The organism is Belliella alkalica (genome assembly GCF_022549785.1).
Lineage (GTDB): Bacteria > Bacteroidota > Bacteroidia > Cytophagales > Cyclobacteriaceae > Belliella > Belliella alkalica.
This window is the reverse complement of record NZ_JAKZGO010000016.1, coordinates 39,170-61,184: the sequence shown is the minus strand read 5'-3', so window position 1 is coordinate 61,184 and position 22,015 is coordinate 39,170. Positions and strand designations below refer to the sequence as shown.

Annotated in this window: 21 protein-coding genes; 13 read left to right on the top strand and 8 right to left on the bottom strand. The window is 35.8% G+C overall.

What is annotated here, in order from left to right:
* Positions 1 to 75: 75 nt before the first annotated feature.
* From MM213_RS16310 to MM213_RS16300, 3 genes are all read left to right on the top strand, one after another.
* Positions 76 to 3,384 carry a SusC/RagA family TonB-linked outer membrane protein gene (locus tag MM213_RS16310; RefSeq protein WP_241413959.1) on the top strand — a complete coding sequence of 1,103 codons (3,309 nt, stop codon included), beginning with the start codon at positions 76 to 78 and terminating at the stop codon, positions 3,382 to 3,384.
* Between the two features lie 98 nt (positions 3,385 to 3,482).
* Positions 3,483 to 5,057, top strand: a complete 1,575-nt coding sequence (locus tag MM213_RS16305) for a RagB/SusD family nutrient uptake outer membrane protein (RefSeq protein WP_241413957.1) — start codon at positions 3,483 to 3,485, stop codon at positions 5,055 to 5,057.
* Positions 5,047 to 6,009: a purple acid phosphatase family protein gene (locus tag MM213_RS16300; protein WP_241413955.1), complete on the top strand. Its 963-nt coding sequence runs from the start codon at positions 5,047 to 5,049 to the stop codon at positions 6,007 to 6,009. The genes MM213_RS16305 and MM213_RS16300 overlap by 11 nt, the downstream gene beginning before the upstream one ends.
* A 786-nt stretch (positions 6,010 to 6,795) precedes the next feature.
* Here MM213_RS16300 and MM213_RS16295 read toward each other — a convergent pair.
* Positions 6,796 to 7,395: a TetR/AcrR family transcriptional regulator gene (locus tag MM213_RS16295; RefSeq protein WP_241413953.1), complete on the bottom strand. Its 600-nt coding sequence runs from the start codon at positions 7,393 to 7,395 to the stop codon at positions 6,796 to 6,798.
* Positions 7,396 to 7,688: 293 nt separating this feature from the next.
* On the opposite strand from MM213_RS16295, the gene MM213_RS16290 reads away from it, so the two are divergent.
* From MM213_RS16290 to MM213_RS16280, 3 genes are all read left to right on the top strand, one after another.
* Positions 7,689 to 8,078 (top strand): hypothetical protein, encoded by a 390-nt coding sequence (locus MM213_RS16290; protein WP_241413951.1) that lies wholly within the window; start codon positions 7,689 to 7,691, stop codon positions 8,076 to 8,078.
* A gap of 424 nt (positions 8,079 to 8,502) precedes the next feature.
* A complete protein-coding gene (locus tag MM213_RS16285) occupies positions 8,503 to 8,961 on the top strand; it encodes a GyrI-like domain-containing protein (RefSeq protein WP_241413949.1) in 459 nt (152 codons plus the stop codon).
* 5 nt (positions 8,962 to 8,966) lie between these two features.
* Positions 8,967 to 9,320, top strand: coding sequence for a DUF1801 domain-containing protein (locus MM213_RS16280; RefSeq protein WP_241413947.1), 354 nt, complete (start codon positions 8,967 to 8,969; stop codon positions 9,318 to 9,320).
* A gap of 2 nt (positions 9,321 to 9,322) precedes the next feature.
* On the opposite strand, the gene MM213_RS16275 is transcribed toward MM213_RS16280, so the two are convergent.
* Positions 9,323 to 10,195: a helix-turn-helix transcriptional regulator gene (locus MM213_RS16275; protein WP_241413945.1), complete on the bottom strand. Its 873-nt coding sequence runs from the start codon at positions 10,193 to 10,195 to the stop codon at positions 9,323 to 9,325.
* Between the two features lie 109 nt (positions 10,196 to 10,304).
* Between MM213_RS16275 and MM213_RS16270 the strand changes: the two genes are divergently transcribed.
* Positions 10,305 to 10,721, top strand: coding sequence for a DUF983 domain-containing protein (locus tag MM213_RS16270; protein ID WP_241413943.1), 417 nt, complete (start codon positions 10,305 to 10,307; stop codon positions 10,719 to 10,721).
* 59 nt (positions 10,722 to 10,780) lie between these two features.
* Here MM213_RS16270 and MM213_RS16265 read toward each other — a convergent pair whose 3' ends face one another.
* Positions 10,781 to 11,149 carry a winged helix-turn-helix transcriptional regulator gene (locus tag MM213_RS16265; protein ID WP_241413941.1) on the bottom strand — a complete coding sequence of 123 codons (369 nt, stop codon included), beginning with the start codon at positions 11,147 to 11,149 and terminating at the stop codon, positions 10,781 to 10,783.
* 123 nt (positions 11,150 to 11,272) lie between these two features.
* On the opposite strand from MM213_RS16265, the gene MM213_RS16260 reads away from it, so the two are divergent.
* Positions 11,273 to 12,136 carry an SDR family oxidoreductase gene (locus tag MM213_RS16260; protein ID WP_241413939.1) on the top strand — a complete coding sequence of 288 codons (864 nt, stop codon included), beginning with the start codon at positions 11,273 to 11,275 and terminating at the stop codon, positions 12,134 to 12,136.
* Between the two features lie 291 nt (positions 12,137 to 12,427).
* Here the strand turns inward: MM213_RS16260 and MM213_RS16255 are convergent, their stop codons facing one another.
* The 3 genes from MM213_RS16255 to MM213_RS16245 form a co-directional block, all read right to left on the bottom strand.
* A complete protein-coding gene (locus MM213_RS16255; protein ID WP_241413937.1) occupies positions 12,428 to 12,988 on the bottom strand; it encodes a helix-turn-helix domain-containing protein in 561 nt (186 codons plus the stop codon).
* 294 nt (positions 12,989 to 13,282) lie between these two features.
* Positions 13,283 to 13,900, bottom strand: coding sequence for a DUF4142 domain-containing protein (locus tag MM213_RS16250; RefSeq protein ID WP_241413935.1), 618 nt, complete (start codon positions 13,898 to 13,900; stop codon positions 13,283 to 13,285).
* Positions 13,901 to 13,974: 74 nt separating this feature from the next.
* Positions 13,975 to 14,538 (bottom strand): hypothetical protein, encoded by a 564-nt coding sequence (locus MM213_RS16245; RefSeq protein WP_241413933.1) that lies wholly within the window; start codon positions 14,536 to 14,538, stop codon positions 13,975 to 13,977.
* 495 nt (positions 14,539 to 15,033) lie between these two features.
* On the opposite strand from MM213_RS16245, the gene MM213_RS16240 reads away from it, so the two are divergent.
* From MM213_RS16240 to MM213_RS16230, 3 genes are all read left to right on the top strand, one after another.
* Positions 15,034 to 15,582, top strand: a complete 549-nt coding sequence (locus tag MM213_RS16240) for a DUF2975 domain-containing protein (protein WP_241413932.1) — start codon at positions 15,034 to 15,036, stop codon at positions 15,580 to 15,582.
* Positions 15,583 to 15,585: 3 nt separating this feature from the next.
* On the top strand, positions 15,586 to 15,792 hold the full coding sequence (locus MM213_RS16235) for a helix-turn-helix domain-containing protein (RefSeq protein ID WP_241275888.1): 207 nt from the start codon (positions 15,586 to 15,588) through the stop codon (positions 15,790 to 15,792).
* Between the two features lie 194 nt (positions 15,793 to 15,986).
* Positions 15,987 to 18,317 carry a TonB-dependent receptor gene (locus MM213_RS16230; protein WP_241413930.1) on the top strand — a complete coding sequence of 777 codons (2,331 nt, stop codon included), beginning with the start codon at positions 15,987 to 15,989 and terminating at the stop codon, positions 18,315 to 18,317.
* Between the two features lie 44 nt (positions 18,318 to 18,361).
* On the opposite strand, the gene MM213_RS16225 is transcribed toward MM213_RS16230, so the two are convergent.
* Positions 18,362 to 19,027 (bottom strand): FAD-binding oxidoreductase, encoded by a 666-nt coding sequence (locus tag MM213_RS16225; protein WP_241413929.1) that lies wholly within the window; start codon positions 19,025 to 19,027, stop codon positions 18,362 to 18,364.
* A gap of 154 nt (positions 19,028 to 19,181) precedes the next feature.
* On the opposite strand from MM213_RS16225, the gene MM213_RS16220 reads away from it, so the two are divergent.
* Positions 19,182 to 19,787, top strand: coding sequence for a DUF2911 domain-containing protein (locus MM213_RS16220; RefSeq protein WP_241413928.1), 606 nt, complete (start codon positions 19,182 to 19,184; stop codon positions 19,785 to 19,787).
* A 192-nt stretch (positions 19,788 to 19,979) separates the two neighbouring features.
* Here the strand turns inward: MM213_RS16220 and MM213_RS16215 are convergent, their stop codons facing one another.
* On the bottom strand, positions 19,980 to 21,032 hold the full coding sequence (locus MM213_RS16215) for a M42 family metallopeptidase (RefSeq protein WP_241413927.1): 1,053 nt from the start codon (positions 21,030 to 21,032) through the stop codon (positions 19,980 to 19,982).
* A gap of 206 nt (positions 21,033 to 21,238) precedes the next feature.
* On the opposite strand from MM213_RS16215, the gene MM213_RS16210 reads away from it, so the two are divergent.
* Complete coding sequence (locus MM213_RS16210) at positions 21,239 to 21,994, top strand: sulfite exporter TauE/SafE family protein (RefSeq protein ID WP_241413926.1); 756 nt, start codon at positions 21,239 to 21,241, stop codon at positions 21,992 to 21,994.
* Positions 21,995 to 22,015 lie beyond the last annotated feature (21 nt).

Below are 22,015 nucleotides of genomic sequence, written 5' to 3'. Positions count from 1 at the left end.
GGGTATAGGGAAAGAATTGCTGAATAGTAAACTATTCCAAATCATCTTATTACACACTAATTAAACGCTAAACTAATGAAAAATTTTAAAAAGAGGAAAAACATCCTTTTCACCTCTTTGATTATCCGATGCATGGCATTCTGTCTATGTTGCCAAGCTATTCCTTTGCATGGTCAAGGGATCCCGATGGAAATTGCACAAAACACAAACTCAGAAGTTCCACTTGTCGATCTTTTGAAAACTATTCAAAGAAAAAACAACCTTAACCTGATTTATGACACAAGTTTACTAAAGGGAAAAGTGAGTTCGGCTTCTAAACTAGAAGGTAAGAATTCAGAAGAAATTCTAAGAAACCTGATTAGAGAACATGGTTTGGTACTTGAAAAAAGAAATGACATCTACTTGATCAAAGCCGCTGAGCAGCAAACAAAAGCTGTTAATTCAAACCCGCGCATCATAAAAAACATCACTGGTACTGTAAAAGATGCCCTTACTGATGAACCTTTGTTTGGAGTGAATATTTTGGTAAAAGGCAAAAACCGTGGACAAGTTACAGATCTTGATGGAAACTTTACTTTTACCGAATTGGCAGACAATGATATCCTTATTTTTTCAATGCTGGGATATGAAAAAGTAGAAGTTGATGTAGCGTCTCGATCCAACTGGACGATTGCTTTACAGCCAAAAGACAACCTTCTAAGTGAAGCAGTGGTAGTTGGCTACGGTGAAGTAAGTTGGGAAAAGTTGACCAGTTCGATTAGCAGTGTTTCACCGAAGGAATTCAATAGAGGTGTATTGGGAAATCCAGACCAGTTGCTACAAGGAAAAGTGCCGGGCTTGGTAATTTCCAGAGATGGAAATCCAAATTCAAACGCTTCGGTCGTACTTAGAGGTGCTTCTACTTTGAGAGAAGGTGCAGCTCAACAACCATTTTATGTGATTGATAGAGTACCTGGGGCTTCTATCAACCTTGTCGCTCCAGATAACATTGTTTCCATTGAGGTATTAAAAGATGCATCGGCAACAGCGATCTATGGTAGTAGGGCTGCAAATGGTGTTATTATCGTTACCACAAAAAGGGCACAACCTAATTACGGATTCTCTTACAATGCATACGCAGGTATTGAAAATGCAGCGAACCAACTCCGCATGATGACGGGAGACGAATTGAGATCCTATTTGAGCAAAAATGGTCAGCAACTTTTCCCAAATGACAACAATTACACCTTGGAAAATGGGGACACAACATTTGTAAATACCAATTGGCAAGATGTGGTGATGCGCCAAGGAGTGAGTCAGAACCACACTTTGAGCTATGGCGGTGGAACCGAAAGAGCTTCCTTCAATGCCAGCTTAAACTACTTCAAAAATGAAGGTATCATCTTGGGTACATCAAGGGAAAGAGTAATCGCACAGTTTTCTTTGGAGCAAAAAGGTATCAATGACAGGCTGAAATTGAATTTTCAAGTAACCAATTCACTGGAGAAACAAGAACTTGTAAATGATCAGCTATACAGACAAATGGTCTCTTACCTCCCTACAGTTACTATAAGAAATGAAGATGGTACATTCAAGGAAAATACAATCGACCATACTTCGAACTATTTCAATCCGCTGGCGATCATAGAGCAAAATCAGGAAGAAAGACAATTGAATACTCTGATGGGTTACCTGGGTGCAAGGTTTGACGTTACCAAAAATCTGAATGTCAACATTACAGGTTCATACCAACTGGAAAAAACAGAAGGCAAACTGTACCAAAACAGTGCTTCCATCCTACCAATTGGATATCTTCAGACCTCCTATACAGGTTCACAAGTTGGTGGTTTGGCTAGAAGATTCAGTGTACAAAACAACAGGAAGGTTTTGGAAACATTCTTCGACTACACGCCAATAAGCAATATGAATCATGAACTCAAAATCTTGGGTGGATATTCTTGGCAAAATGACGAGAATAACGATGGCTTCCAAGCGACAAACAATGGCTTTGTTTCAAATGTAACTGGAGCAGACAACTTGGCTTTGGGAACAAATACACTCCGAGTTGACTATGGCAATTTTATGCAAATCCCATTGAGAATCATCTCTTTCTATTCTAGGGTAAACTATTCATTTTTAGACAAATATTTATTCCAAGCATCATTTCGTAGAGATGGATCATCAGCTTTTAGTGTCAACAATCGTTGGGGAAATTTTCCTGCAGCATCCGTTGGCTGGTTGATTCATGAAGAAGAATTCTTTAAAAACCAATCACTTGTCCAAAATCTAAAACTAAGAGCTGGATATGGAGTGACTGGAAACTCACTTGGCTTTGATCCGCTTTTGTCAGTATTCAGATATGGAACAGTAGGTACATATTACAACAATGGAAATTACGAGCAGGCTTTGGGTTCGCTAGCGAACATCAATACAGATTTGAAGTGGGAAAAAACCTCCATGCTCAATCTGGGACTTGACTTTGGCATGTTCAAAGACAAGATTGCAGGTAGCATAGATGTGTATCAAAAAAATACCTCAGATTTGATTTTCTTCTATCCTGTCTCTACAACACTATTTGTTCACTCTACAATGACAGCAAATGTTGGTGAAATCTCCAACAAAGGGGTAGAATTTGCCATTCAAGCCACAGCTGTGGAAAGAGGGAAGTTTTCATGGAACATCAATGCAAATATTGCACACAACAAAAACAGGGTAGAGAAGCTATCAAACTTTGAGTATCAGCTTGACTCTATCGCCACAGCAGCAGGTTCTGGAGCAGGAGTTACAGGGGTATTCACCCAAATCATCAAAGAAGGCTATCCTATTGGACAATTCAATGTTTTTGAATTTGCAGGAAGAAATGAAAATGGTGTGTCCACCTACTACACAGCTGATGGCAGCACTACAGCCGCACCAAGGTCTCCGGCTGATGCCAGATTAATGGGAAATGCACAGCCTAAATTCACTTATGGAATCGGCAATACTTTCAATTATGGAAACTGGTCTCTAAATGTATTTATGCGAGGTGTGTATGGTAACCAAATCCTAAACTCAACTAGAGCTGTCCTCAGCGCTACGAGCCAAGCGTATTTGAGAAACATCCCCCTTTCTGCTCAAGATGAACCAATGTCAGATACAAATAACAACTTCTATTCTGACAGATATTTGGAATCAGGTTCATTCCTCAGAATGGACAATGCAACTTTGGCGTACAACTTCCCAATCCGAGGAAATCAGATCAAGAATCTGAATGTGTATGTGACAGGTACAAACCTGTTTGTAATAACAAAGTACACCGGAATCGATCCTGAAGTCAATTTAGGAGGACTTACTCCTGGATTTGACAACAACAATTTCTATCCAAGAACAAGGGGATTTCTTCTAGGACTTACTCTTGACTTTTAAAACGAAAAATATTGAAATCAAGCTTGACCAGAAAAACCGAATTGAGAAAATCATGATGGTTAGGTCAAGCAAAAATAAACTCTGAAAATAATAAAGAGATGAAAAAATCAATTAAAATTCAATACATACTTCCTTTACTTCTGTTGGCTTTCAGTTGTACTGACCTTGATGTACCTATTGCTTCAAGCTATACTTCAGATGTATTTCCAAGAACAGAATTGGAGTTTGCTTCAGTGACTGGACCAGTTTACGTCCAACTGAGAAACACAATCGCACTTGACTATTTCTACACACAAGAACTTACAACCGATGAAGCTGTGCTCACAGCTCGGGGAGCTGACTACTATGATGGCGGTAGATATTTGGAACTTAATCTTCATACTTGGGATGAAACACATCCATTCTTAGGCAGTATCTGGTGGTGGAGTTTTAGAGGTGTAAGTCTATGCGGAGAGATTTTGGAAGCTTTGTCAAATGCTCCAGAAAGCCCTTTCAAAGACAAAACCATTGCAGAGATCAAAACAATGAGAGCACTATTCTACTTCTTTGCCATGGATAACTTTGGGGATATTCCCATCGCTCCAGAATATGGCGTAGTGGAGTTGCCAAGTCAAAGCCCAAGAGCTGATGTTTTCAGGTATATTGAAAACGAAATCTTGGAAGCAATACCAAATCTTAGCAAAGACAATACACAGAGCACTTATGGAAAACCAACATATTGGATGGCTCAAGCGCTATTGGCGAAGCTCTATATGAACGCCGAAGTATATACAGGCACACCAATGTATAACGAGGCGATTGTAGCGATCAACCAAATATTGAATGCGCAAGCAAATGGAGCTCCTTCAGCCTTTGATCTTGAACAAAACTTCATGAAAATCTTCGATGTGGACAACGGCCCACATATCAAAGAAATCATCTTTGCTGTTCCTTTTGACCAAAATTTCGGAGCAAATGGAATGAGATTGGGAAGGTTCCCACTACACCCTCTTTTGCGGGTGAATTATGGACTTCCTACTTCTATCAGTGTGGGAAATTGCCTAAGCACATGGGCTGACTTCTATTACCTTTATGAGGAGGAAAATGACACGAGGCAAGACACTTGGTTGTCTGGATTACAATATTATCTCGACGGTAGCCCGGTGATGGATGGTACTTACCATGTTAATCTTGATCCAGAAATCGCTTTTGTCAATATTGAAACTTTCGATAGAGGTAGAAGTCCTCAGCAAATCGCCCAGGGAGCACGTAACGTCAAATATACCCCAGATGCAACATGGACTTCCAGCAGGGATTCCAGAAACGATTTTGTCCTCTTCAGATATGCTGATTTTGTTTTGCTCAAAGCAGAAGCAATCCTCAGAGGTGGCACAGACCCAAGTGGTGAAAATGCATTAAGCTTGGTCAATCAGGTAAGAACTATCAGAAATACCGAGCCATTTACATCCATAGATATGGAAACACTATTTGAAGAAAGAAGTAGAGAAATGGCTTATGAAACTTGGAGAAGAAATGATTTGATTCGATTTGGAAAATGGGAGTCAACTTGGGGAAGAGATGCTGCTACTGGATTGCCAGTAAAGACAAACAACGAAGTCTATAGAAGGGTGTTCCCTATTCCTCAAAATGAATTGGCTTCCAACCCTAAATTGGTACAAAACGATGGTTATTGATATTAAAGGAATGAAAGCTCATAGCTGGATATTTTCAGTCTTTTCAATATTAACGCTATTTACTACCAATGCTTTGTGCCAGGAAATCAGTCCTGAATCAAAAGCAGTGAAGTTCATAGCAATCGGCGATTGGGGAAGAAATGGTGATGACCATCAACTAGATGTGGCAGACCAACTTTTGAACCAAATCAAAAAGCACAAACCATCATTCTTGATATCCACAGGTGATAACTTCTACCCAAATGGTGTGAGGAGCATTCACGACCCCCTTTGGAAACATACTTTGGAAGATGTGTACAAAAACTACCATTTCCAGTTGGATTGGTATGCGATTTTGGGAAACCATGATTATTTGGGTGACCCTGATGCCCAGGTTGCTTACTCATCTATTTCCAGAAGGTGGAATATGCCGGCAAGGTATTATTCAAAGAAAGTTCCCATTCGGAATTCCCAAGAACATGCGCTTCTGCTATTTATAGATACCAATAGCTTGATCCCGCAGTTTTATGCTAATCCGACCTATGGTCCCAATGTAGCCAAAACCGACTCTTTGGAACAGAAAAAATGGATGAAAGAACAAGTGAATACTTCTGGAAAAGATGCGAAATGGATCATTGTGGTTGGTCATCATCCGATGTATTCGGGAGGTAGAGTAGAAAATTATGATACTGTAGCCATCAGAAAATCACTGAAAGAATATATTAAAGAGCTAAATGTAGATTTGTTTTTGAGCGGTCATGACCATAGTTTGCAATACTTGGTAGAAGATGGGATCCACCAGGTTATTTCAGGATCAGGATCTGAAGTGACACCAAGTGCAAAGCTGCCATATACGAAATTCACAGCTTCCGAAGCAGGGTTTATGCTCTTTTCAATAGATTCGAATCAGATAAAATTTGATGCCATCAATAAGAATGGAGTTACTATTTTCTCTGGATTGTTGGAGAAATAAATTAGCTTACGACCTAGAGCCAAGCTTGAAACAAATAAAGTAAATTAAAGACCAATGGATGCACTTTTTTTGCATTCATTGGTCTTTTTTTTATTTGGAATTTGTTAAAAATGAGGGAAGTAATTATTCAAAAATTCTTTGATTTTTGCCTTTTTACCAAAAGAAAAATCAGCCTGCAAAAAAATTTCACAGACTGGGAAAAAATGGGTAAAACCATTTTCTATTAAATGAAAAAAGGAACCGCTGTATCTTATGTTTTTAGAGCTTTTGGCAAAGGAAAATTTAATTGTTGCGTTCTTCTAATCTAGAGACTTCTTAAAGCAAAAACTAAATATTTTCATTGAACAACCTAAATTGATTTTTTAAATATAATTATTTTTATTTTAATTTATTTTAATTTATGAAAAAAAATTGATTGAAAATCACACAATCAAATGGACTGTAGGAGTTTACATTTTTTTAAAAATTTCATGATTGAAGCTTTAACGATTTATCTACAGGATAACACCAGTAATTTAAGCAGACAGTTCTCTTTGATTCATTTCGATCCAACAGAGGCGCACAAGTTATTAATTGATAAATATTGATCTAAATTAAACATTAATACAAGAATTAAAATCTACTGGCAAAGTAGTGTATAATCATATAAGATTATATGTGCTTCCACTTTCTTGCATAAAACCAAACTATAGAATGTTGAATGAATGATTTCAAATTCGGAGGACTGTAAACTGTTGACAATCTACACAAATTGCAATATTGCGGATACTCTTATAAGATTATAACCTATTTCAAAAATACACCATTGATATAAGAAATTGCTTTCTTGATTTTGTCTTGATCTTCTTTATCATTCAGATTCAAACCACAAAAAGTACCATTATTAGTTGCGGCATGTAAAGATAGATAATAAACGGCAGCAACATTTATTGCAGAAACAGCCCTAAAATCGATGGGTATCTCTTTCAAAAATTTTCCAGACATTTCAAACAGATCTTCTCCTACTTTTTCCCTTTTTGATATAAATGATTTCATCAGATCATTCTCTTCGGAAATACTCCAAATCATCAGTTTTTGCAATTGTTCATCCGACAAAATAGAATCGAATTGCTTATGCAAATAAAAATCAATAATCTGTTTGAAAGTAAAAGGACTATCAGGAATGATGGCTTGACTCATTTGATCGACTTTGGTGGACCAAAAGTCCTTTTCTTTGAAATACTTCTCAAGTAAGCTCTCAAAAGAACCATATTTTCGATAAATGTAAGACTTATCTAAACCTGATTTTTTTGCTACTCTATTTATTCCAAGTGATACATGTCCATTTGTTAGAAATAGTTCTTCGATTGCCAAAAATAACTTCAATTCCTTTTCTCTATGATCCATAATTATAGCTTCGCTTTTTTTATTAATGAAATTCAAAATCTAATTCCCCATTTAAAACATCAAGTAACTGCCTTTAATTACTTTCTAATTACGATGACACCACATTTACCAACGTTAAGGGCTCCCTTTGTGTTTAGTAGAAAGTTGATTAATCAATATTTATTAAAAAAAACATATAGATTAAAATATATTAATTATATTTTTGCTGTGTGGTGGCAATTTTATTTAAGTAACTAAAAAGCCATTTTAAGGAATACTTATATTAATCTAATTGTCCAAAATATTCGTCAGTCATGGGAGAGGTATCAGAAGAGGAAATAGTAATGTTCCTTAAATCAAAAAGAGAAAGCTTGAAGCAAGAATTGGAAAAAGTTGAAGTAGCCTTAAATGCTATTACAGGTACTGATTTTTCTACAGCTAATTATAGCTTCACTCCAACTATAGATAAGGAAATACCAAATTCTTATTCGAGCAAACTGAAAATGGATAAGAAAATATTGTTTGCATTGAACGAAATCAAATCAGGTGACAAGCAAGATATTCTAAATCATTTGCAAGTGCTTGAACCAAAAATTGAATTGAAAAAAATCGAAAAATCAATTTCGGTTCGTCTTTCTCATTTGAAAAACAATAATGTCATCAAATCAGATAAAAATGGGAGAAGCTTGACTTATTTCTTATAGAGATTTTTTTTTGGCTTAAAGATCATTTGTGAATTTTTAAAAATGATTCTATTGATTCTTGAATATGATTATACGCTTCTTTGCCAGTAGCTTTAATTCCATAGTCGATTGCTTGCTTATGTTCAATATCTATGAGTATCTAATATCAATTTATATCAGATCTAAGCTAAATCAGGCTTGTCTTTAATTAGTGGCAAAGTTCCGTATATCTATATTCTTGAATTTCAACATCTTCGTGTCTGTCAAGCTTATAAATATTCCAAAAAATCCCTAAGGCAAAACAGATACATAGCGCTTCTGGAATTGAAAAACAAATGGAAAAATTTGCGTCATTAGTTTCCTGAAAAGTAAAAGTTTTAGAGACCCTTGACATAGGGCTGTCACAGAAGCTTCTTAGTTTTACCATCGAACAAAAAAAATAGAAATGGATAATATCACTTTAGAGCCTTTTATGGTAATCGGAATCTCTGTAAGAACCTCAAATGAAAATAGTCAAGCAGCTACAGATATGCCTGCGATTTGGGGTAAGTTTTTTGAGGAAAGCATCATGGCAAAAATCCCCAATAGAATCGATGATTCAGTTTATTGTATTTATACTGATTACGAAAAAGATCACACTCGTCCTTACACAGCCATTTTAGGCTGTAAAGTAAATTCCCTGGAAAGTATTCCTGAAGGAATGGTAGGAAAAATTGTTGAAAGTAAAACCTATAAGAAGTTCACTGCAAAAGGTAACTTAAAGGATAATATCGTATATGAGGAATGGTTGAAAATTTGGAATTCAGATTTACCAAGGCTCTATACAACTGACTTTGAAGTCTATGGAGAAAAATCCCAAAACCAAGAAGCAGCCGAAATTGACATATTTATAGCCGTAAAATAATCAAAATGGCTGAAGGAATTCTCAACTGCTATCTTAATAAATCAGAACCAAACAAGAGTTGTTTGCTTGCTTTGCGTAGCATTATCCTTGGACAAAACAAAGACATTTCCGAGACAATCAAGTACGGCATGCCTTGTTTTTATTTCAAGAAAAAAATCTTCTGTTATCTGTGGATCGACAAAAAAATTGATGAGCCATATATCTTGATGGCAGATGGAAATCTAATCAAGCATGAAGCTTTGGAAAAAGGAAGTAGAAAAAGAATGAAAATCTTTAGGGTAAATCCAAATTTGGATTTGCCCGTAAAGACCATCGAAGAAATCCTCAAAGAAGGTTTGAATCTCTACACTTCACTATAATTTCAATACCTCTTGCTAAATTCTGTGGGACTGATACCAAGCCTGTTTTTGAATAGTCGCGAAAAGTAAGATTGATCTTCATAACCAAGAAAACCCGATAATTCTGATACTGTCATCTTTGAAGCGGACAAAAGTCTTTGTGCCTCAAGCATCACCCTTTCTAAGATCAAATCTGTTGTAGTTTTCCCCAAAAGATTTTGAATAATTCTATTGAGATGCCTAGAGCTAATATTCATCCGTTCTGCGTAAAAAGCCGCTGATTTTTCAGACAAATAATATTGATCAATGAGGGATTCCAACTTTCTCAACTGCTCAAGTTGAATCCCTGAATGATGTCCAGAAACACTGATTTTTGACTGATACACTCTGCTCAATGCAATGTAGAGCAAGTCTGTCAGACTACCGATCTTCTGATGTTTGAAAATTTTATCAGAATCATATTCATGTTTTATTGCTCTAAAAATCTGTACGACTTCCTCCATATTTTCCAAGTCAAGATAAATACTTGGATCATTTTGGACGGAATAGAAAAACGGAAAATTATCAATTGATCTTTTGGAGTAATTCAGGTCAAAAAACAGCTTACTGTGCAAAATCACATAGCCAGAAATATCATCAGACAAGTCCCAGAAGTGGGTTTGGCCAGGCTTGAGCAAAAATACAGAACCCGCAGTTACTTTATATGAGTTGAAATCAATTTCATGAAAGCCACTCCCTTCGGTGAAAATGACTGTCAGGTAAAAATCATGCTTATGCGGTTTGCTGATATGATGATGATGCAGATCGATGTGACTTCGAATATCATTTGCATAAAATTCCCCATTTCGCTCCGCTGGAAACTGATCGATATTAAGGATTGGAAATACACTCTTCATATTTTAAAATTAACAGACATGTCTGAATCATCCTAATACTTGCTACTTTTCTTATAAGTATAAAAAAGATAATTATCGAAATTTGCAAGTAAAATAAGATTAAATAAAGATGGAAAGTAGGGATTATCAAAATTCAAATCATTCTGAAACCTTGTCAAAAAGCATTGATAAAGGAAATCTTTGGCAATCCATGGCTGCCTGTAAATGTCCAATTTGTACAAAAGGATATATGTTCAAATCAAAGGCTACAGATCTCTCAAGATTCAATGAACTTAAGGAAGCATGCCCCAATTGTGGATTCAAGTTTATGCCCGAACCAGGGTTTTACCAAATCTCAATGTTTCTCACTTATGCTTTTGGTGTAGCATTGTTTGTGGTTTTTGGTTTCCTCACCTATTTTATTTTCAGCAATCCTCCGCTTTGGGTTTATTACTTGATGATATTCGTTCCTGCAATAGTTACTGTACCATGGAGTTTGCGCTATTCCAAAGTGATCATGCTTTATATTTTTACTTGGAGAAAATGACATCCTCTTTAGGGGTATCATCTCAGTGATATTGAAAAAGATTTTGATTGAATTGTGGATCACTTTTGATTTTCTCCCATAATTGATTTTCTATGACTCAATCCCCAATCAACCATTTTATCCAAAACTTCCACGATATTTTTTCCCGATTCGGAAAGCTCATATTCTACTGATACCGGCGTGGTGTCATATACATTTCTGGTCACAATCCCATTCAATTCCAGTTCCTTCAACTCCTTACTTAGCATCCTAGGTGTGATCTTGGCAATGTTCCGCTGGATTTCGGTAAATCTCTTTTTACCAAACAAGATGGATCCTATGATGGGAAGTTTCCATTTTCCACTGATAACATTCAAAGTATCATTGATTGCCAAAACATACCTTATTGGGCAAGCTTTGATTTCCTGTATGCCTAATATTTCTTCCATTTTTTCAATTCTATTTTCACGAAACAAAATTACACACTATACTTTAGTATATCACTATACTTTAAGAAGTAAATATAAATTACTTTTGTGAGGAATCAATTTATCAATTTAAATAATATACACATGATCTTAATAACAGGTGCTACAGGCCAACTAGGCCAACTTACAATAGAAAACTTGCTTCGCAAAGGTGTTAATCCAAATGAAATAACTGCTCTTGTAAGAGACAAGTCAAAGGCTGAGGACTTAAAATCAAAAGGATTGAAAATAAAAGAAGGAAACTATGGTGATTATGAATCTCTGAAATCCGCATTCCAAGGTGTTGAAAAATTGCTATTGATATCGAGCTCGGACACCGTCAATAGATCAAAGCAGCACGAAAATGCAGTTAGCGCAGCCATTGAATCAGGTGTGAAGCAATTATTGTACACAAGCTTCTTCAGCAACAATCCTACTGATTCGTCTCCAATTAGCTTTGTTTCGGAATCTCACCTCCACACGGTGAAACTTATAAAAGAAAGTGGTACCCCTTACACAATCCTCGAAAACAACCTCTATTTAGAAATGTTACCAATATTTTTTGGAGAAAAAGTCTTGGAAAATGGTATTTACTTACCTGCAGGTGAAGGAAAGGGTGCTTTTGCTTCAAGAGCTGATATGGCAGAAGCTATTGGAAATGTACTGATTGAAGCTGGGCATGAAGGAAAATCATACAATTTCAGTAATGTAGAAAATGTATCAATTTCAGATATTGCAGATATTCTTAGCAAGATCACCAACAAAACTGTGGCCTATATTAACCCAAGCAAATCAGAATATGAAAGCACTTTAGAAAATGCAGGAGTTCCCTCAGAGTACATTGGTATGTTTGCAGGATTTTCCGAAGCGATCAGTAATGGTGAATTCGAAACAAATAAATCTGATTTGGAAAAACTTCTCAAAAGAAAACCACTCAGTGCAGAAGTATATTTGAAAAAGGTATATTAATCAGACATTTACCATTACATTGGGTTTCAACCCAATGTTAGTGTCAATTGCCTCCCGAAATTATCGGGACAGGCTTTTCAGTAGAAGTTTTTAATTTAATTCTTTTGTCATCAGGTCATGACCCGATATTCATATCAAATGCCTCCCGTGCCGATAACTTTCGGCACGGTACAGGCTTTACAGGGCATATTCTCATTTGATTGTCAAGTCAATAGTGTCTCAAATATCTCATCTCATCTCGCTTTTGATTCACTCCATTTGATATAAATAACCAAAAATCTTGCAGTGCAATTAAATATTCTGTATCGAAATCCTTCTTTTTTCTTTTAAGGCTTTGAAATGAGAAGGTGTTAGTCCTGTGACTTTCTTGAACTGTGCTGACAAATGTGCCACGCTGCTGTAATGTAACTTATCAGCAATTTCTGATAATGTGTCTTCGCCAAACATAATAAGCTCTTTAATCCTTTCTACTTTCAAGGCTATGATGTATTGCTCGATTGTGGTTGCTTCTATTTCTGAGAAAAAATTTGCCAAATATGGGTAACTGTTGTTGAGCTCTTCGCTTAGCAAGACAGAGAAATTTACATGTGGCTTATCTTCTGAATTGTACACATAATCAATTATTACTTTCCTGATTTTTTCAATCAAAATCCCCTGCCTTTTTTCGAGCAGTTCCAGTCCTACTTTCTTGATTTTGTCATTTAACTTCTTTTTATCTTCATCGGACACATCTTCTTTGGTATCGATTTCACCCAAGTCCACCTTCTCCACTTCGATATCCAATTCTTCTAAAGCTTCTTTCACTACAAGCTTGCAACTTTCACAAGCCATGTTTTTAACATAGATTTTCATAAGCCTGACAATTTTAAGGTGAGTAATATTTAATAAAACTAAAATCTGGCCAATTTTTAAAAGCAAAGCGGTGTTTGAATTGATTTAAATAAAAATCAGGACAAACAGGTAGCCACAATATCCATTTCAAATACCACAATAAATTGAAAAAAAAATACAGCAAACAAAGTCTGCTGCATTTGTGAAACTAAAAGTCTCAAAACTCATTTGATTCATGATCTCTTGCAGAGTCTACAATCTTTACAAAAACCATTGTTGAATCTATGATATTTCAATTATTCCGAAACCTAAATATTAAGATTTCATTTTTTCACATTTTTCTTTACAAGCTTCAGCGTGAGACAAATGTGCTCTCAAACTTGGCAGTTTCTCAGTTGCCCAAGCTCTGATTTCTGGATCTTCAGAATCTTTGGATGCTTTTTCAAATTTATCTATAGCATCTTCATGATGATCTACCATCATTTTGCTGTAAGACTTCCCAAATTCATTCCCTTTTTCATCAGCTAATTTATCATAAGCTTTTTGGGTATCTTCTGTAGCTGTAGTAGGGATAGAAACTGATTTGGAACGTGCAAGCGCCACCAATTCTGCATGTGCTTTGGAATGATCATTTTCCATCATCTTTCCTAATTCTTTTACATGTTCAGAATCTCCATTCTGCTGAGCGAGTTGTCCCAATTTGATTTCTTCCAATTGCATTTCTGCTGCATCCATCAAAAACTGAGTGTCACTATCATTATCGATAACTACAATTGTTCTGTCATCATTGGTCAACTTTGCCATGTTTTCTTCCTGTGCAATATCCTTTGAATCTGAAGTTTTATTTTCAGTACAAGAATAAGCCAAGAATATCGGTCCTGCCAGACACAAAGTATAGATCAGGATAGATTTTAAATTGGTTTTTCTTTTCATATAATAGTTGGTTTAGTTTTGATAAATATGCGAAAAGCTTGTCTCAAGCTCTTCGCATACTTGGCATTTAGATTCTACCAGTGAATTTCTTCACCTCGGTTTGTTTTCCAATTTTCTTCCAAAAACTTGGCATCCTCTTCATTTTTTGGAGTTACAGAGATGACTACATTGCCATCCTCAATTCCAGATTCATATAACTTTGCTCTTGCTTCTGGGATACCAGAACCAACCAAAGCTCCAATAACACCACCTGCAAGACCACCTGCACCTGCACCTGCCAATCCAGCAGCTATAGGTCCTGCTATCAATATCCCGAGCCCAGGAATTGCTACACTTGTACCGATTGCCGCAACCACTCCAGCGATTGCTCCCAATGTCCCACCTATTGCAGACCCTTTGCCAGCATGTTCTGCTGCTTTGGTACCTATTTCGGTTTCTTTGGATGCATCATCATTAAAGTGCTTTTCCCTAGTATCATTTGACATGATCAAGTTAATTTCCTCTTGTGAATATCCTCTTTCATGAAGTGTATTGTATGCTTTCTCTGTACTTTGTCTATCACTAAACATACCTGTAAGCACTCTTTTTTCAGAAGTCTTGTTAACTAATCCTTCATTGTGGTTCTTTGAATTTTCCATTTTAAAATAATTTTTTGTGAAACAAATGTTTTTTTAACATTGTCAATCAGCAATTTAGCTACACTGACCTAAAAGAAAGTAAATGATTAGAAAGACAACAATTGTCCCTAAACACCCACCACCAAATTTTTTAGCACCATAACCTGCTAATAGTACTTTGAATATTTTATTCATCTTAAATAAATAATTGTAGCTCCGATATGAACAAAGGTGGTGATGAACTACATCATTTTCGTTATGTAATTATCATAAAAAATTACAAAATTATTATATTAATTAAAAACTATAACAATAAGAATCAATTTAATATTGGACTGATAAAATCCAGTTTTATTTATTTACACGATCAAGGATGACTTGAAACTTGATTTGGATTAAGCGAAAAACCCTATCATGTCAATCACACTATCAAATAATTTTTAAATAAATAATAAATATTTATTGTTTATCAATAAATATTTATTAAACTTTGATGCATACAAAAATATCAAAACTATGGAATGGAAGAAAAAATGGGAAACCCAAACTGGACTAATGCTACTAACTATTGTGATTTGGTCTATTTTTATCGGACTTTGTATTAAAGTCGGAGCACTATTGTTTACCTCAATATTGAGTATCTTTAACCCTGTTGTAGCACAGAATCTTTATCAAGGATTAAATCTTTATGAATTGATGCAACAAAATCTATGGTATTACATCAGTGTCCTATCTTTGATCGTAGCAATCACGGCGTTGAAGGCCTATATTTTTTATATAATGATAAGAATTTTCTTGAAAATCGATTTGATGAACCCTTTCAGCAAGGAGATTTACAAATTAATTTCCAAAATCGGTGAAACAAGCATTCAGGTTGCCTTTTTGATCATTTTAACCACTGCCCATTTCAAATGGCTTTCTAAAAAAGGATTTGAGCTGAACGGATTGGGTGAGTTTTCTGGAGGATCTTTCGAATTCCTATTTATGGGGATCATCATATATGCGATTGCAAGGGTTTTCAAAAGAGGACTTGAAATCCAATCTGAAAACGAACTAACTATTTGACCTATGCCAATTATTGTAAACTTGGACGTGATGATGGCCAAAAGAAAAATGTCATTGAATGAACTTTCGGAAAAGGTAGAAATCACACTTTCCAATCTTTCAATTCTCAAAACCGGAAAAGCAAAAGCAATTCGCTTCAACACCTTGGAAGCGATTTGCAAGGCTTTGGAATGTCAGCCTGGAGACATTTTAGAATTTGTAGAGGAATAAATTTATCATGGATTTTCCTCCTTTCTCATTTAGGAGACAAGAAATTTTCGAAAACTAAAAAACAAAATAACCACTTATCACTTTTTCCACATTTTATTAAACTTAATCTGTGGAATTTGGCTTTCCATATTTGGAGTTCCAAAAATAAAATCAAGCTCCATAGCTCTACAATGAAAATCCTCAAATGTATATTTTTGATCAAAGTATTTTTGATTTTTTTTGGATCACAGTGTTCAATTTATGCCCAAAATCAGGCAAAAGAGTATAAAGTAACAGGCACTGTGATTGATTCTGAAACCAAAGAACCAGTTCCATTTGTACAAGTCGCAGTATTTTCGCTTAAAGCAGAAAGCCCGATTGCATATACAGATACAAATTTTGATGGGGCCTTTTCTTTAGATGTACAAGCAGGAACTTACAATCTTAGACTCTACCTGATTGGATACCAACAGTTTGAAAGAGAGAATTTAAATATTGACAGAAATTTAAATCTCGATAAAATTGAATTTGTGAACGAAGGCGAAAACTTGGAAGAAGTAACGGTACAGTCTAGCAAAATCCTAATGCGTACAAATGTAGAAGGCATCACAATCAACCCTGGACAAAATTTATCAAATATTGGAGGGACACTACTAGATATTCTCCGGAATACTCCTTCGGTAAGGGTTGGAGATGATGGTGGTATCTCGCTCAGAGGTAGCACTGGAACCAATGTCTTGATAAATGGAAGAAATTCTTCTTTGACACAAAATCTAGATCAGATTCCTGCAAGTGCTATCGAACAAATAAGGATCATCAACAACCCAAATGCTCGATATGATGCAGAAGCTGAAGGTGGCATCATTGATATTATATTAAAAAAAGGAGATGATTTGGGAACTAATGGTGGTGTAGAATTCACCTATGGTACAAGAGGGAGAATGAATACTGGAGCAAGATTCAATCATAGAACCGTCAATTACAACGTCTATGCCGGCTATAATTTGAGAAGATGGAGAGATGTTGGGACTCGAAGGATCGAAAGGGAGATTTTTGGTGATGGAGAGAGGCTTAATCAAGAAACAGGAAATCGAAATGAAAACACTGGACATACCTTCAATTATGGCGCTGATTATTACTTTGGCAAAAACACCATAAGCTATGAAGGTGTATTCAGCACGAGTCTAGACAAGCAAATAAATACCCTCTATTCAAGGTTGGCGACAATTGATTCAGATGATTTGGTACTTGAATATGTCAGAAGAAACAATGAAAACGAAACTGACGATGGACTTGAAAATTCATTGATCTATGAAAGGTCATTTGATGACAAAGAGAGGTCGTTTAAATTTATTGTGAGTAATTCCTATGTCAATCAATTCAAAACCCAAAACATAGAAATATTCAGAAATGCATCTAGTCCTAATCCAGAAAACCTCAATGGTCAAGAACGTGCATTTACAGATGAAAAAAGGTATAATACCATCATTCAGGCAGATTATATACATCCATTTTCCAACAAACTGAAGTTAGAGATAGGTGCAAAATCCAACTTGAGAAATTTTGACAATGATTATGATTACTCGAGGTTTGAAGAGGGATTTCAGGATTTTGTAAATGATCCAAACATCAGCAATAGGTTCGACTACAAAGACAGAATCCATGCAGGATACTTTGTGCTGAGCAAATCAAGCGACAAAATCGATATTACCGCAGGATTGAGAGGAGAATATACTACAGTTGATACTTACCTATATAATACTGATGAGCGAAATACCCAAGAATACTTCAATTTGTTCCCAAGTCTTCAGACATTGTACAAATTCAATGAAGCCCAACAAATAAAGTTTACTTACAGTAGACGAATCGATAGACCTACTGCTTGGAGACTAAACCCTTTCCCTGATATTACCGATTCCCTCAATGTAAGAAGAGGTAATCCATTTCTGCAGCCAGAAATGATTCATTCCTTGGAATTGGGTCATATTATGGAGTTGAAAAAAGCGAGTTTGACAACCAATTTCTTCTACAGACAGGTCAGTGGTTTATTGGATTTCATTACCGTAATTGAAGATGGAATATCCTTTTCTCAGCCGGAGAATTTGAATACAGGTGAATCTTATGGAGTGGAATTGATCGGTTTGGTCGAAATTGCTCCTTGGTGGAATGTCAGCGGCAGTTTGACTGGCTTCAATATAAGTGTAGATGGCTCAAATTTGGGTGAAGAATTTGTAAATAGTGGTTTTGCTTGGAATACAAAAATCAATTCTGATTTTAAATTACCACTTGATATTAGCTTGCAATTTGTTTTCAATTATGATTCTCCAGAAATAGAAGCACAGGGAAGAGATCTCTCCCAGTATTTCTTAGATGCCAATATTCAAAAAAGCTTTTTTGATAAAAAAGGGAGTCTTGCACTGAGCATTAGGGATATTTTTGATACAAGACGTTTCGCGGGAAATAGTTTGACCAATACTTTTTCGCAATCTTTTTATTCCAAAAGAGAAACCAGAATTGCTTTAATCAGTGCCAGATATAACTTTTAGGAAATGAAAAAAATCGAAGAGTGAGAATCAATCTCACTCTTCGATTACTCTTCAAAGGTAATTCCATCAGGGTCAGCACCGAGTTTTTCTAAAATTTCACTCACTCCTTCTACCATCTTTGGCGGTCCACAAACGTAGAATTTCTGGGAAAAATCATTCAGCTTTTCTTTGAGAAAATCCATGTTTACCCTTCCATACGCATGACCATCAAGCTTTTCTCCGTCCAGAATAGAGATAAAATTCTCTCCAAGTATTTCATGAAAATAGGACTCCATGATCACATCCTTACCGGTTTTATTGGCAAAAATCAATTTATTATCAGCAAGTTCTCCTGAAGCCTTTAGATTTTTAATTATACTGATAAAGGGAGTTATTCCGGCACCTCCTGCTATAAAAACACCTTTCCCTTTATACTCGATCGCACCCCAAGAATCATCTATTATCAATTCATCCCCTTTTACCAAATCCTCGATTTGCTTGGTGACTCCTTCATGATTTCTATAAGACTTGATGACAAATTCAAGATAATCATCATCAGGCAATGATGTAAATGTAAAAGGCCTTTTTTCATCTCTCCAGCCATCCTTGTTGATTGCTACTTCTGTAGCTTGTCCAGGTTTAAATTTGTATTCCTGTGGCTTTTCTGTTTTAAACTTTTTAACGTCATGCGTCAAAGAATATATTTCTGTGATTTTTACTGTATAGCTCATAAAATTAAATTTTTGATTTATGTACAATAATAAAAACCACAAAAACTATTCATTTTTACAAATTTCGGGATGAAACTCATCAAATTGTAAACAAGACTTTAATTTTGAAGTTATATTTTCGTTTTACTTAAAATCAAAAAACAATCAACCTATTATGAAAAAAATTGGACTATTATTTACCACACTTACTTTAGTGTTCTTTTTCGTTGGAAATGAAAAAGCATTTGCACAAATGCAAGCTCCTGCACCTAGCCCAGCAGCATTTGTATCACAAAATGTAGGCTTCACCAAAATCAGCATAGACTACTCCTCTCCTGCCGTGAAGGGAAGAAAGATATTTGGTGAAATCGAAAAATTTGGGACAACTTGGAGGGCTGGTGCAAATGCAACTACAATGATAGAATTCAGTACTGCTGTAAGCGTGGGAGGAAAAAATCTAAGACCTGGTAAATATGCCATTTATATGACTCCTGCTGAATCTGGTGACTGGACTGTTCATATCAACAGCAAAGGAAATTCTGTATTTGCCTACATGAAAGATGGGAAAATTGATGAAGAAACACTCGCTAAAGATGATTTGGTTTCTTTCAAAGCCTCAACTACCAAAGTGGATTCTCCTCAGGAAAGACTGATGTACACCATCTCAGCTGAAAACAACAAAATCGCAAAAATCACCATGTCATGGGAAAACTATCAAGTTTCTTTCATGGTGGACACACAAGTAGATCAGAAAATGGAAGGCTTCAAAGGAGCTTTCTAAAGAATTGGAACATAATAAAAAGCCTGCCCATATTTTGATCTGGGCAGGCTTTTTTGTGATTAGGAAACAGAATTCAGATTCCTATACCTTTTGAATCACTAATTAATATTCAACAAATAATAACCATCTACTAAAACCAATAATTTGATTAAGATTCTGGAAATATTTCAGATAAGAAAAAAAACTAATCAATTAATGCTTCCAGTCATATTGATCAATTGATTCTAGACAAGCATTTAGCAATAGAACACTGTTTGCGATATCTTCTTTATGGGCCATTTCTATCACTTGATGCAAATGTCTTGTTGGAATAGAAATCGCACCTGCAATAGCTCCTTGTTTCCCCATTCTTTGAACACCTGCTGTATCTGTTCCACCAGCAGTCAGAATTTCTGGTTGCCATTTGATCTGATGCTTTTCAGCTGTTTTTTTCATGAAATCAACCATTCTATAATCGCAGATGGTCATTGCATCCATGATTTTGATGGCTGTACCTTTTCCTAATTCTGTAACTTTTTCGTGAGCTTGAGCTCCCGGAACGTCAAATGCAATCGTGGTATCCAATGCAATCCCAAAATCAGGATTAATCCTATGTGCTGCTACATTTGCTCCACGAAGTCCTACTTCCTCTTGCACAGTGAATGTCGCATAAAGATCATAAGCAGGATCTTCTAGTGTTTTTAGCGTTTCGATCAATATATAAACGGCAACACGGTTGTCTATAGATTTACAATTGACACAATCTCCCATTTCGATCAATTCACGGTCTCTGGTGATTGGATCACCTATCGACACAAATTTCTTAACCTCTTCTTTACTCATTCCCAAATCAATGAAGAAATCAGTAGTCTTAGGAAGCTTTGTTTTTTCTTCGGGAGACATTACGTGGATTGGCTTCGAGCCCATTACGCCAACCAAATCTTTGCTGCCATGAATAATCACTCGCTGCGCTGTAAGTGTCTTGGGATCGAATCCTCCAAGTGTATGGAATCTAACAAATCCATTGTCATCAATATGAGTTACTATAAATCCAATCTCATCCATGTGTGCAGCAACCATGATTTTTTTCGAGTCAGGATTTTTTTTAGATTTTTTAACAGCGATAATATTCCCCATATTGTCCAATATCACCTCATCCACTATCGGAGTGACAATTTCAACAATCAAATCCCTCACTCTTTTCTCAAAGCCAGGAGCTCCAGCTATTTCACAGATTTGTTTCAATAAGGACACATCAACATTCATAATCTTTATATTTTAATTTTTACACTTAATTCTACAAAATGGGGTAAAATTCTACAATTAATCAAACAAATTATCTAAATAAAAAGTAAAATTTTACATAAAACTGGTACGAAATTTTCTTTTGTTGTGGCAAATGGTAAAACAGTGAGGTCAATTAGACACTTCAATTGACATTCAACTGTAAAAAGACAACAAAAGATTTATTTATGCAATTGATTCTTGTGCTTATCGGCGCTTTCGTAGTTTTTATTTTGAGTACCCTAACAGGCGGCGGAGCAAGTTTGTTATTAATGCCTTTAGTAGCTGTAGTGGTTGGAGTGAAGGCAGTTGCCCCAGTGATGGCTATTAGTATTGGATTGAGTAGTACTTCTAAGGTAGCACTCTTTTGGAAAGATATAGATTGGAAGCTATTCACTTGGCTTTTCCCATCCACCATAGTCGGTTCAATTCTTGGAGCAATGTTATTTGCAAGCATGTCAAGCGACTACCTTCAGATTTTGATTGGATTGCTTTTGGTTTCTACAGTCTTCCAATTTAAGAAAAAGAAGGAAAGCAAATTCAAAATAAAAGCTTGGCATTTTGCACCTATGGGGCTTGTAGTAGCTTTTCTTTCAGGACTTATTGGCGGTGTGGGACCTTTGATGAACTCTGCTTACCTCAATTATGGGATCAGTAAAGAATCACTTTTGGGAACAAGGGCTGCCAATGCAATCTTACTACACACTACCAAAATCATCAGTTATGCATACTATGGGTATGTAACGGGAGAAGTACTCAAATTCGGAGTACTTATCGGAGTTACCTCAATGGTAGCTGTCTATTTTGGAAAATTGATCTTGGCCAAAATTTCAGAAAATTTCTTCAGACAAATCGTAGTGGCCAGTATGGTACTTAGTGGCATACTGATGCTATGGAAAAACTGGGATATTGTAGAGGGAATATTCCAAAATTATCAATCTTAAGTATTAAAATTCATTAAAATA